The sequence below is a fragment of the Psychrobacter sp. JCM 18903 genome (assembly GCF_000586475.1).
Lineage (GTDB): Bacteria > Pseudomonadota > Gammaproteobacteria > Pseudomonadales > Moraxellaceae > Psychrobacter.
Genome location: NZ_BAWJ01000004.1, coordinates 38,445 through 51,399, shown reverse-complemented (window position 1 = coordinate 51,399; position 12,955 = coordinate 38,445). Strand labels below are relative to the sequence as shown.

At 41.8% G+C, this 12,955-nt stretch carries 9 protein-coding genes, 2 tRNA genes and 4 pseudogenes; 9 read left to right on the top strand and 6 right to left on the bottom strand.

The features are described 5' to 3' along the window. Positions 1-156: 156 nt before the first annotated feature. The 5 genes and pseudogenes from gltX to TT12_RS03835 all read left to right on the top strand — a co-directional run bounded on the left by gltX (position 157) and on the right by TT12_RS03835 (position 3,280). Positions 157-1,685: pseudogene (gene gltX, locus TT12_RS03855) on the top strand (glutamate--tRNA ligase). 158 nt (positions 1,686-1,843) lie between these two features. After that, positions 1,844-2,353, top strand: coding sequence for a hypothetical protein (locus TT12_RS03850; RefSeq protein ID WP_201605843.1), 510 nt, complete (start codon positions 1,844-1,846; stop codon positions 2,351-2,353). Positions 2,354-2,493: 140 nt separating this feature from the next. Beyond that, positions 2,494-2,859, top strand: coding sequence for a hypothetical protein (locus tag TT12_RS03845; protein WP_045452358.1), 366 nt, complete (start codon positions 2,494-2,496; stop codon positions 2,857-2,859). Positions 2,860-2,981: 122 nt separating this feature from the next. Further along, positions 2,982-3,057: transfer RNA gene (locus TT12_RS03840), tRNA-Ala, on the top strand. A 147-nt stretch (positions 3,058-3,204) separates the two neighbouring features. Then, positions 3,205-3,280, top strand: a tRNA-Glu gene (locus tag TT12_RS03835). 159 nt (positions 3,281-3,439) lie between these two features. Here TT12_RS03835 and TT12_RS03830 read toward each other — a convergent pair. Next, entirely contained in the window at positions 3,440-3,739 is a 300-nt protein-coding gene (locus TT12_RS03830) for a hypothetical protein (protein WP_201605842.1), read from the bottom strand. A gap of 285 nt (positions 3,740-4,024) precedes the next feature. Between TT12_RS03830 and TT12_RS03825 the strand changes: the two genes are divergently transcribed. Further along, positions 4,025-4,654, top strand: coding sequence for a LysE family translocator (locus TT12_RS03825; RefSeq protein WP_243443344.1), 630 nt, complete (start codon positions 4,025-4,027; stop codon positions 4,652-4,654). Between the two features lie 54 nt (positions 4,655-4,708). Then, entirely contained in the window at positions 4,709-5,167 is a 459-nt protein-coding gene (locus tag TT12_RS03820) for a hypothetical protein (protein ID WP_045452356.1), read from the top strand. Between the two features lie 113 nt (positions 5,168-5,280). On the opposite strand, the pseudogene acnA reads toward TT12_RS03820, so the two are convergent. Beyond that, positions 5,281-7,838: pseudogene (gene acnA, locus TT12_RS03815) on the bottom strand (aconitate hydratase AcnA). A gap of 700 nt (positions 7,839-8,538) precedes the next feature. On the opposite strand from acnA, the pseudogene TT12_RS18835 reads away from it, so the two are divergent. Further along, positions 8,539-9,254: pseudogene (locus tag TT12_RS18835) on the top strand (metal-dependent hydrolase). A 45-nt stretch (positions 9,255-9,299) separates the two neighbouring features. Next, positions 9,300-9,890 carry a YchJ family protein gene (locus tag TT12_RS03805; protein WP_045452355.1) on the top strand — a complete coding sequence of 197 codons (591 nt, stop codon included), beginning with the start codon at positions 9,300-9,302 and terminating at the stop codon, positions 9,888-9,890. Positions 9,891-10,054: 164 nt separating this feature from the next. On the opposite strand, the gene TT12_RS15250 is transcribed toward TT12_RS03805, so the two are convergent. The 4 genes and pseudogenes from TT12_RS15250 to TT12_RS03790 form a co-directional block, all read right to left on the bottom strand. Further along, positions 10,055-10,765 (bottom strand): ATP-binding protein, encoded by a 711-nt coding sequence (locus TT12_RS15250; protein ID WP_207803988.1) that lies wholly within the window; start codon positions 10,763-10,765, stop codon positions 10,055-10,057. Next, a complete protein-coding gene (locus TT12_RS15245; RefSeq protein ID WP_207803987.1) occupies positions 10,750-11,712 on the bottom strand; it encodes an ATP-binding protein in 963 nt (320 codons plus the stop codon). The genes TT12_RS15250 and TT12_RS15245 overlap by 16 nt, the downstream gene beginning before the upstream one ends. A gap of 8 nt (positions 11,713-11,720) precedes the next feature. Continuing rightward, a pseudogene (locus TT12_RS03795) lies at positions 11,721-12,628 on the bottom strand (class II glutamine amidotransferase). Further along, positions 12,629-12,940: a DUF2007 domain-containing protein gene (locus TT12_RS03790; RefSeq protein WP_045452353.1), complete on the bottom strand. Its 312-nt coding sequence runs from the start codon at positions 12,938-12,940 to the stop codon at positions 12,629-12,631. It abuts the pseudogene before it with no gap. Between the last annotated feature and the right edge of the window lie 15 nt (positions 12,941-12,955).

Here is a 12,955-nt window from a genome sequence, read left to right as displayed (position 1 = left end):
TTATACTAGCGCTATATTTTACGCTATTTTTCTACCTTGACGGCTATTGTTTGTGCCGTATTTTTTGTTCAAACTTGTCATGCACATTTATTATTAATACTTTTAACCGCCATTTTTCACTGCCATATTCATTAACCACCCTATTCTGAGAATTTTATGATGCAATCATCGACTTCAACTAACAGCACGCGCCCTGTCCGTACTCGTATCGCGCCTTCACCGACTGGCTTTCCGCATGTCGGCACCGCTTATATTGCGCTATTTAATTTAGCCTTTGCCAAAGCCCACGGCGGCGAGTTTATTTTACGTATCGAAGACACCGACCAAACGCGCTCGACCGAACAATCTGAAAAAATGATTTTGGATGCGCTGCGCTGGGTTGGTCTTGACTGGGCGGAAGGTCCAGATATCGGTGGACCGCATGCGCCTTATCGTCAGAGCGAGCGTAGCGATATTTATAAAAAGCATGCCGAGCAGCTGATAGAAAACGACCATGCGTTTCGCTGCTTTTGTAGCAGTGAAGAGCTTGATGCCATGCGTGCTGCGCAAATGGCCAATGGTGAAACGCCGCGTTACGACGGTCGCTGTGCCCATTTAGCCCCAGAGAAAACCGCGCAATTGGTTGCTGAGGGCAAACCAAACGTCATTCGTATGCGTGTGCCAACCGAAGGCGTTTGTCAGGTACAAGATATGCTACGTGGGACGGTTGAGATTCCTTGGACACAAGTCGATATGCAAGTGCTGCTAAAAACCGACGGCATGCCAACTTACCATCTAGCCAACGTTGTCGATGACCATTTAATGGACATCAGCCATGTATTGCGCGGTGAAGAGTGGCTCAACTCTGCGCCGAAACATCAGCTGCTTTATGAGTATTTTGGCTGGGAGATGCCGGTTCTTTGCCATATGCCGCTACTACGTAATCCAGATAAATCAAAGCTGTCTAAACGTAAAAACCCAACGTCTATCACCTACTACCGTGATGCTGGCGTGCTACCTGAAGCGCTGCTTAACTACCTTGGTCGTATGGGCTACTCTATGCCTGACGAAGCTGAGAAATTTACCTTAGAGGAAATGATTGCCAGCTTTGATATTCAACGTGTGTCCCTTGGCGGCCCTATTTTCGATATCGAAAAGCTCAATTGGCTTAACGCCGAATGGCTACGTGCGCTAACCCCTGAAGAGTTAAAGAATAAAATCCTTGACTGGGCAAGTAACAGCGATAAATTAACCGCTATCGCCGCTGCTATTCAGCCACGTATTGAATTATTGTCTGATGCGGTCAATTGGGGCGGTTTCTATTTCCAAAACTTACCTGATATCAATGCTGAGAGCTTTACCCATAAATCTCTGACGCCCGAGCAAATTACAGAGATGCTGCAACTGGCGCTTTGGCAGCTAGAAACCTTGCCAACGTGGTCAGAAGAAAACATCTACGCCACGCTTAAAGGTCTTGCCGCCCATCTTGATATTAAGATGCGTGACTTTATGGCGCCGTTCTTTATCGCTATCGCTGGTAGCACCTCATCGACGCCAGTTATGAATTCTATGGCAATTATCGGCGCTGATATGACGCTGACGCGCTTGCGCCATGCGGTTGATGTACTGGGTGGCTTGGTAAAAAGAAACTGAAAAAACTTGAAAAACAAGCAGCAGAATTGCCAGATTTTTTGGCCGCTGAATAGCTCAAACAGTACAGTATTAATATAAGAAAAAGTGGATTTTACGATGTCAAAATCCACTTTTTTCATTTTTTAAGTGCTGAGCCTTTTAATAAAACTAGAATATTGTAAACTATCTCATTAGTTAGTTAGCCAATTTAATAAATTTGGAGATGATCGACTTGAGTATTATAAAATTCTTAGCACCACTCTTTATAAGCGGTATTTTGATCATGCCTAGTCATTCGACAGGCTTCCAAATGCCTTTCTCATGGGCAGAAAATGAAAAAGCAAGAGCATCAGTTTTATACGTTAGTGATTATAGTGATGAAACTAGAGTTTTTGAAGCCAAAGTTGGTCACTCAAAACTAGGTCATCAAGGAGTTTATTTTAGTGATTACTATGCGGAAGATACTAACGTCTGTAAATATAGAACTACTACACCCGATAGCATCACTATGATATTTAATGGACAAGCGGTCAAGATGCTACGTTGGTGTTATAAATTTCAAGATGCGGAACAGTATTATTTTAGCTTAACGCCTGAAACAGATCGTGGTGAAAGTTATGTCATTAATTTGTTCAAAGTAGCCACATCACCTATTGAGATTCAATATAACAATGAAACATTATATTTCCCAGTAACAGGCTTTACTAAAGCTTGGAATAGTGCTGGTGGAGATGCAATTTAGTAAGTTAATACATATTGTATAATAGTAAACACTGCAGTCTTTAATTTAAAGCTGATAAAAAAAAGAGGGGTCAGGCTGAACTAACCCTTTTTTACGTTAATCTCAGCATTTAAAATTCAACACCTTTATTGGATATAAATATGGCCGCCAAAACCGTCACGATAGAAAGCAAAGATTATGTCTTTAGCACTCTCAAAGAAGCACAGAAATACTATGATGCCATCGTAAAAGAGCTTTTTGAGGCAAAACTTACCCTGACAAAAGGTCAAGATTTTGAAGATTTAAAGTGGATATACACCACTTACTGTGGTTATACCAATCATAATGTCGATCGATTGAAAGAATCTGACATCGTTGGCTTTAAAGGTATCAGCACAGTACAACAAAAAGGGGGGCAATATATCCCCACAGAATGTGCTGCCGTTATTTTCTCTAACGGTACTGAAGAAGAATTCTTTACCGATAAAGCCATCAAAGAGCTTGCCATCAAGCAAAATCCACGCTAATTTGGGCTTATTAAGTAGCTAAAATAGCTTTAAACGCTTTTTTTCGAATATTTATGCATTATTTTTAAAATAGTAGTTGACAAGACTGCCGCTCTTACATAAAATACGCACACTCTTAGCGAGGGGCTATAGCTCAGTTGGTAGAGCACTTGCATGGCATGCAAGGGGTCAACGGTTCGACTCCGTTTAGCTCCACCATACTATTTATTGCAACGCTCAGTACTACTGAAACGTAACCATAAATACTCGCTAGTAGGACGATATCAGCACCTAGGCAATGCTTATTTATTAAGCTATCTGATATTGTGAAGTACCGTTGTAACCATTGGTTATAACACTCTATGCGTCCCCATCGTCTAGAGGCCTAGGACACCGCCCTTTCACGGCGGTAACGGGGGTTCGAATCCCCCTGGGGACGCCACTATTCGGCGTCACTTATTAGCACTTTTGCTTGGCATCAGGTTAGACTAATAAGCGAACAATAAAAAAGCCAGTCATCATACGGTGACTGGGCTTTTTTATGTCTATTGGTTTTGTTATATCCAGTTCATTATGGTTTGGATAAGCTGAAATTAATATATCAACGATCATAACAAGAGACAAACTCTCTAATCGCCCAGCCCCAATGCCTGTATTCGCCCTTGTAATAGCCTTCTAAATATACCCACGGACGGTTTTTATTATCGTAAGTGGTATCTGTGACATACACCTCGCGATCATTACGCAGCTGATTAATAACCTTGCCATTAGGTTCATCACGAATATTTAATGGAGTACCCGTCGGATCTGTTACTTTGCAAACTCTCTCGGCATGCGCGGCATTTATCCCAACAGTCGTGGCCAAAACAGATACAGCAATGGTATAAGCCAAACGTTTCATCTCAAATCCTCATTATCAACAAATGTCTTATTAATCTCTGATATCTTATCAGAGTTCACATTGCGGTATCTGCGATTTTATAAGATATTTACGTTTTATTGATTTCGATAAAGACTGAAGCCATAACCATGCTGAATAGTTTTTAATATCAGTATTTATTGAATGATTTATTCTATTGCCAACCCGTAAGATCCTCGCTACCATCAATCCTATAAGGATTTTATAGAATGTATAAATACTTTATAACGTACAAATTTTTAGGCTTAACACAAGGACGTTTTAACCATGTTCGGGATTGAGAACTATCTAGGGTTTATCATGGCAGCTATTTTGTTAAACCTGACCCCAGGCACGGACAGCATGTACATCATTACCCGTAGTATTTCGCAGGGGCAAACGGCAGGGTTTTATTCTGTGTTGGGTATTACTTCAGGCATTTTGGTGCATACGCTACTGGCTTCGCTAGGATTGTCCGTGTTGCTGGCTAACTCCCCTACGGCATTTATGCTCGTAAAATATATTGGTGCCAGCTATTTGTGCTATCTAGGCGTCAAAATGCTCATAAGTCAACAACAGCCTTTGATAGCCGCGAGTTTGCAGGATGACGAGAAGCCAAAGCCCGTTCAGCCTTTAGATCACTGGCAAATATATAAGCAAGGCGTGCTCACCAATACCTTTAATCCAAAAGTTGCATTATTCTTTTTGGCGTTCTTCCCTCAGTTTATCGATGCCAGTTATGCTTATAGCATGGTGTCGTTCGTCATTTTAGGACTGACCTTTGCTGTCACTGGCTTTATATGGTGCTTATGCTTAGCATTATTGGCGTCAAAATTCAGTGAAAACCTGAGAAAAAAGCTCTATCGAAGCCATTTTAAACAAGATAAGTGGTGTGGTATTTATTGGCTTGGGAATTAGGCTGTTGACTGAGAAGAGTTGAAACCATTGGAATAAATAGCAGAGGAAATAATAATGAACGATGATACTAAGCAAAAAATCACTTTATTACTTGAAGAGTTAATTAATACTCCATGCTCAGAGTCAAGGCAGGTAGCAATAAAGCGTGAACTAGACAAACTGTCTCCTGACCCATTTTGGAGTGACTATATATTCTGGAGTGATGAATATGTAAACGAAGACTTAAGTATCAATTATGAGAAATTTTTTGATAAAATTTCTGAGTATCCAAATTCTCATGAGTATAAAACAAAAAGTCGCATTTTAGAGCTAGCACAAAAACTTGTTATTAGAGATTTCTCTGAAATTAGTGAAGTTGATATCGTAAATGAAATCAATGAACTGTCTCCTGATATCAGCTGGACTAATTATCTTTTTGTTGATAAGACCTGCTTAAACAATGACGGCAGTATCAATAAAGAAGCATTCTTAAATAAAATATTTAAGGAGAGCTGGAATGAAAACTTTAGATAATTCATTGGAATAGATTTGCAGATACGTGTTTCCTTTTTCCCAGATAATAAAAAAACCCAATCCCCTAGTTCGACTGGGAATGGGCTTTTTATCATACTAAGCTCAATTGACTATTATGCTGCGCTCTTACTTTCAGCAGCCAATTGACGTAGCACATAGTGCAACACGCCGCCGTGACGCACGTATTCGCGCTCTTTTGGCGTCTGTAGCATGACATTGACATCAAAGCTCTCAGACGAACCATCGGCACGCGTGGCCGTGACTTTGGCGGTCTTACTCTTGCCATTATCTAGACCTGTAATACTAAGCACCTCAGAACCGTCTAGATTATAGGTCGCAGCATTTTCACCGTCTTTAAAGGTTAATGGCAAGACACCCATACCGACTAGGTTTGAGCGGTGAATACGTTCGAACGAGCTGGTCAATACTGCTTTTACGCCGAGCAAAATCGTACCCTTCGCGGCCCAGTCACGACTAGAGCCAGAACCATATTCTGCACCGCCAAGTACCACGAGCGGACGCTTATCTTCTTTATACTTCATTGCCGCATCATAGATGGCCATTTCTTCGCCGTCTTGTAGAGTGGCGCTATCGCCGTTGAAGTAATAAGTATAGCCGCCCTCTTTGCCAGCCATCATGGTATTTTTGATACGGATATTGGCAAAGGTGCCGCGCGTCATGACTGCATCATTACCACGGCGTGAGCCATAGCTATTGAAGTCGGCTTGCATCACACCGCGCTCTTGCAAGTACTTACCTGCTGGCGAATCTGGATCGATATTACCAGCTGGTGAGATATGGTCAGTGGTGATTGAATCACCGAACAACCCTAAGATGCGTGCGCCTTCGATATCAGGGATACCTTCTGGCTCCATGGTCATTCCATCAAAGAACGGCGGGTTTTTGATATAAGTAGACGCTTCGCTCCACGGATACAACTGGCTATCGGCTGAGCTAATGGCGTTCCAGGCAGCACTACCGTCAAACACTTCGCCGTAGTTTTTGCGGAACATATCCGCATCGATATTATTGGCAATCAGCTCATTGATCTCATCTGACGTTGGCCAAATATCTTTTAAGAAGACATCTTTGCCATCTTGATCTTGTCCTAACGGCTGCGTCGTTAAGTCAATATCAACCGTACCTGCCAACGCATAAGCCACTACCAATGGTGGTGACGCCAAATAACTGGCTTTTACGTGCGAGTGGATACGACCTTCAAAGTTACGGTTACCCGACAACACGGCAGCAGCGACTAAGTCTTTTTCTTCGATACCTTTTTCAATCGATTCTAGGAGCGGTCCTGAGTTACCGATACAAGTGGTACAACCATAACCGACTAAATAGAAGCCTGTTTTTTCAAGCTCGTCCATTAACTTAGATTTTTCAAGATAATCGGTGACGACTTTCGAACCGGGAGCTAACGAGGTTTTAACCCAAGGCTTGGCTTTTAGACCTTTTGCAGCGGCTTTTTTCGCCACTAATCCCGCGCCAATCATCACTGCAGGGTTTGAGGTATTGGTACATGAGGTAATCGCTGCGATAACGACAGAACCATCACGCAATTTATGGCTCTTATCATCAATATTGACGTCAGAGAAAACATTAGGCTTAGCATAGAGTCTATCCGCTTGCTCTTGCTCGCCGCCTTCTTCATCAAAGCGTACCTTGCCTTCGACTTCTGACTTGCGGTCTTTGGTCATTTTTTCTAAGGTTTCGCCAAATTTTTCGTGCATATCAGATAGATTGATACGCTGCTGTGGCAAGTTCGGACCGGCAAGTGCGGGCTGTACTGATGATAAATCTAGCTCTAATTTACTTGAATAAGTTGCCGCTGGGGTATCGGCATCGTGCCATAAGCCTTGCGCTTGGCATACTTTTCGACCAATTCAATCTGACTTTCTTCACGACCTGATAGACGCAAATAATCAATCGCCATTTGGTCAATCGGGAAAATACCACAGGTTGCCCCATATTCTGGTGACATATTGGCAATCGTCGCACGATCTGCCAGTGGCATACTGTGTAAGCCTTCGCCATAAAACTCAACGAATTTACCAACCACACCATGCGCACGTAGCATTTCAACCACACGCAATACCAAATCTGTCGCGGTAACGCCTTCAGTGAGTTTACCTTTTAGCTCAAAGCCAACCACTTGTGGAATCAGCATTGATGACGGTTGACCAAGCATTGCCGCTTCCGCTTCAATACCGCCGACACCCCAACCAAGCACGCCAATACCGTTAATCATCGTCGTATGGCTGTCCGTACCAAATACCGTATCAGGATAAGCCGTCAACTCACTTTTACCATCAACATTGACATCAGCAGCCATTACAACACGAGCTAAGTATTCAAGGTTAACTTGATGCACAATACCCGTCGCTGGTGGTACGACCACAAAGTTTTTAAACGCATTACGCCCCCAATGCAGGAATTCATAACGTTCATTGTTACGTTTAAATTCAATTTTTTCGTTTAAATCTAGTGCATCTTCTCGGCCATAAGCATCGACTTGTACAGAGTGATCGACAACCAATTCACTCGGGATAAATGGGTTAATTTGCTCAGCACGACCGCCAAGCTCAACCACGGCATCACGCATGGCTGCCAAATCGACAACTGATGGCACACCAGTAAAGTCTTGCAGGACTACACGCGCTGGCATAAAGGCGATCTCTTTTGACGCTTCTGCGCCTGCATCCCAGTTAGCAACGGCTTCGATATGGTTTTTGCCGACAGATTGACCATCATCTTCATTACGTAATAGGTTTTCTAAGACGATTTTCATACAAAATGGCAATTTGCTGATGTGCTCAAAAGTTTCGGTCAGCTTTGGCAAACTGTAATAGGCATGTTCCTTGCCCGCGACCGAAATGGTGTCTTTTACATTAAAAATATCACTCATGGTAGCTTCCTTATCGTTGTTATAAATCCTAAGCCCAAACGGTTATAGGTTTATGCTGAGGATTGGTGGCTATATAGATGATTGTACGAGTTGTATTCAAAATCATTATTATTTGACACAATACAATATAAATTTGAGTTAACAAAATAGCTAAGTGACTCTTTAGGACTTAACAATAACGTTCTTTTACCATAACAAAACGGCGGCGCTTTGTTAACGTCTAGACGTTGTCAAATCGTGGCATAATCGTAAACGTAACAAGGGTTTAACGTTCTATTATTAAGTATCAATATATTTTCCAAAGAAATATTAGAATCAAAGGTAATGGGTAAACCAGTCGCGGCATACGAGCCTTATCTATTAGACGTTTGGCTGGGCTATGCTATTATGGTGCGCTTTTTTACCGCTAGGCAAACGCCTCGAAACAATCGTTTCGCGCGCTACTTATTGATGAGTTTTTATGGCAAATTTTAACACCCACCTGAATGTTGCATTTATGGTCAGTGGTACACTCAGTTTGACAGTTTATAAAGCGGGATTGATTGATGACTCGGGGTTTTTAGTTTGCGTGGCGCTCGGCACCATCGGTGGGCTACTTCCCGATTTGGATTCTGATAACTCCACACCGATTAAACTTGGCTTTAATATCACCTCATTTATTTTTGCCTTTGGTTTGGTCATGCATTGGCGCAGTGAGCTGAGTTTGCTCGCCTGATTGCATTATGGCTGGCAGGCTACGGCTTTATGCGTTATGTGGTTTTCTCTATTTTTACCAACATGACCGTGCATCGCGGCGTGATTCACTCCGTGCCTTATATGGCAATTTTGGGTTTGGGGCTGACTTATTTAAGCTACTACGTTTTGCACCTTCCACTGACGGCAAGCTGGTTTTACGGTTTATTTTTATTCGGTGGCGCGCTAGTGCATTTGACATTGGACGAGCTATATAGTGTTAACTTATCGAATATGAAAATGAAGCGCTCATCAGGTACAGCGATGAAGTTTTATCAGCCTAAAGATAAGTGGTGGTATTTATTACTATATACACTGCTCGCCATGTTGGTCTATTTTGCCCCGCCGTTTGATTCGTTTTGGCAGCAGCTGCGTGACCCAGCACCATGGGCACAGCTAAAAGTTGGCATATTGCCAGAACTAATAAAAAGCATGCTGCGATAAAGATACGGTAAAGCAGTAAAACCCAAGCGAAAATGAGAATAAAACATGCAACCTAATCTACACGTTTGCCCTTGCCAAATTCATCCATCATCAAGCGCTATCAGCTCACCACTACTGTATAAAGATTGCTGTCAGCCTTATCATGAGGCTGTTTATAATGATACTCTTTATAATGATGAAGTTGGCAAAGCAGAGGGTATAAAAGCGGAGACAGCCAAACGTCTCATGCGCACGCGCTATAGTGCCTTTGTGTTGATTAAGCCAGACTATATCGTCAAGACTACGCTACCCGCGCAGCAAGACTTGCTTGATATTAACGCGATTGAATCGTGGGCAAAAGAGACGAATTGGGCAGGACTAGAAATCGTAGCGCACACGCCAAAGCTAGGCAAAAGGCATGCACAAGTTGAGTTTAAGGCTTATTTCAAGCCAACTAATAATGCAAGTAATTTAAAAGAGAAAGTGCAGGCGCATCATGAGCTGTCTACCTTTGTGAGAGTAAAAGACAAAGCTAATAACGATGCGCGCTGGTACTTTTTAGATCCGACTGTTTCACTGTCTGTGACACAGAAACAGCCGTGTATTTGCGGATCAGGGGAGAAGTTTAAGCGTTGTTGTGGGGTTTATTTGGGTTAGTTTCTCTCTCAATTTTTGGTGTTTCTCTCTCAAATTACTAGTTTACTTATAATTATTCGTTTTATAAAAGCTATATATATCAAACCCTTAAAAACACTACCGCTCTTTCTCTCTCTCATTTGGGCCTTTTCTCTCTCAAACCTCTCTCAATTAAAATGCTTCTATCACTTCATAACCCACTTAGAGTACCGACCCACCCCAACGTTTTCTATTTTTTCTATTTTTCTAAGTTTAGTTAATAAATGACCTATTTTAGTGATTTTCTGTTTTTCATCAAGAACTTCACTAAGTGTTGGTATTAGCAAACTGTCGATATCAGGCCTTGTAGCACATTCATATTTGTCTATATAGTCTAAAATAAGTTGCATATAAAAAGTATCATCTTGAATTCTATTACGTATGTATTTAGCTTTTTTGTTAGTGGCTTCTGCTACTGATGATGATACATAGTAGTTCGGTCTTCGTCCCTCGATAAGGTTCTTCCGTTGTAACTCTCTAGCCATACCCTTAGAAATATTCTGACCTTTTTGAACTCTATCTAAAGCTATAATTTCCATTATTGATAAATCTGTGTTTTTAATTAATAACTTGCTATATGCAGGGTCTACAACATCACCATATATAATTAACTTAACAGCCTGTGGCATAGTCAAATCGTAATCAGGTAACGGCAGATAGCGCTTCGCTTGTTTTTCGTACATTTCATGGATTCCATAACCCATCGTGTCAATCATATTGAGCTGAACCATAGCTTGCGCAAGCTTATAATTACGATACTTTTTTGGTCTTCTCTCTTCTGTTACATAATCCACAGGTTTGCCTTCGAAAAAGCTTCCTTCACTTTCAAAGATTAAACGATCTATTTTTTCAGACACGATAATTCTAGAGTTTTTAGTATAGTCTGATGGGCTATACAGTTATGCAAAGCTTCTAAAACGACACGTTGATTATATTTATCGATTTCAACAGGAATGAGCTCATCATCAGGTAAAATTCGTATTTGGAAGTTACGTATCTTCTGGTATAGCTGTGTTGATGTTAATAAAAAAGGTGGATAGAAGTGTTCGTAAGCTCTTTCTTCCGCTTCTAAGCTCCATACCATAGCCGCAGGGTGCGGTGAAAGAAATCTAGCTGACTCTGGTTTTCCAAGAAGTAAAAGTGTAGATCTAGTAATTTTGCCATTTTCAGTTAATCTAGCTTTGTTTAGAAAATCTAAATCGTCTAGCTCAAGCACTGTTTCATTTTCAAGCCTTTGACCCATTTTTCTAGCAAAACCTTGCTTTGCTTTATTTAATGCATCGGGATCTAGGTCATTTATAGTCGCTTCTGATACTATTTGTGCTGACCAATCTATCCATTTTTCTTGTTGATTAATCTCATTTAACTTATCCAATCCTAGTGCTACTAAGCTTTCACCAGCTCTAGCGTAGTAATGCCCGTTGTAAGATATTGGCGAACCTTTAGGTGCTGCTGGAATTTGAAACATAACAACACCCCCTTTAGGATGTTGCAATTCAAAAATATTTCTAAATGTAATTGTTGGTTGCGTATCTTGAGAAATCTGCTGACTCACTGCTTGTATACGTTCAGAACTCTTAGCTTTGTAGTCTGTGCCAATAACTTGTCGGGTTTTATCATCAATACCAAATACTAGCCAGCCAAAACTTTGCCCTCGCAAATTGGCTTCGTTAGATATAGCTGAGAAATACTTCCCGATATCAGATAAAGAGAACTCTCTTTTACCGCGCTTAAATTCGACAACTTCATTTTCCCAACATTCAATAAGAGTATCGAGTAACTCTAAAAGCTCATCATGGTTCATATCACCCCCTAAACACTCGCCCCAACCGCCCGTGCCACCGCAATGCCTTCATCAATCGTCAAAAACTTCCGCTGGCTTGGACTATCTTTATAAATGACGTCGCCATCTTGGAATATCAGACATTCATTGACGGCTAACTGTTGCCATTTTTCATTTTCAGTCAATGGCACGGTCACTAGTATCGTCACTTTATCGGTATCTGTCGTCACATCACCAAAGTTAATCGCCAAATCATCATCTGCCAATTTCGCCTCGCCAAACGGCGCTTGACGCGTGAGATAAAACAATAAACTCCCCGCATAAGCCAATTGCCAGCTACCATTGATATCAAGCAATTAAACAACCCATTGGCGGATAAATAACGACATTGAGTGGTCAAAAAGTTAAACAGCGTTTTGTCATCCGGACGGGTTTTAAAGCTACTTTTTAGGCGATTAACAAGGTAGCAAAACGCCATTTCAGAATCAGTTGTGCCGACTGGCTGGCAATGTGAGGCGTTGCCGTTGTCTTGCAAGCGCTGACAGCGTTTGATAAATTCGCTATTCATCTGCCCGTTATGGGCAAAAACCCACTGCTCGCCCCACACTTCACGGACAAAGGGATGCGTGTTCGCCAAGCAATTTTGCCCTTGGGTCGCTTTACGAATATGAGCGATAACATTCATGGCTTTGATTGGATAGTTATTAACCAAATCAGCCACGGGCGATAAATGGCTTGGGCGATTGTCATGGAATAAGCGTAGACCAGTTGAAGCATTCTCTGGTTTGTCACTATTAGTGCATTCGCTACGCTCAAAAAATGCAATGCCAAAGCCGTCTTCATGGCTATCGGTCATGCCACCGCGGCGACGAAACCCTGCAAAGCTAAAACCAATATCGGTTGGGGTATTACAGTTCATTCCTAGGAGTTGACACATTTATACTTCACCGCCGTTCTTGTCGTCTTGTGCAGAATTTAAAGTAGGGTTAATTTTGGCGGCTGACGTTTCATCAAACACCTCATAAGGCGTTGCCCCATCGGTGTCAATATTTGCCAAAATGCGCTGTGCATGCGCCAAATCAGTATCCTGCACCCACAGCACAATCCCAGAATTCATACCCGGCATTGCGCTCAGCGGTTGCAGAGACACCGTAATACCATTGTTACGCAGCAGATTGGCATGCAGATCACCTTGAATATTGGTGTCGTAGCGTGCCAGTTTGTGCCAGTTATCAACTTGATCAGTCATGATAAATTCCTTTTA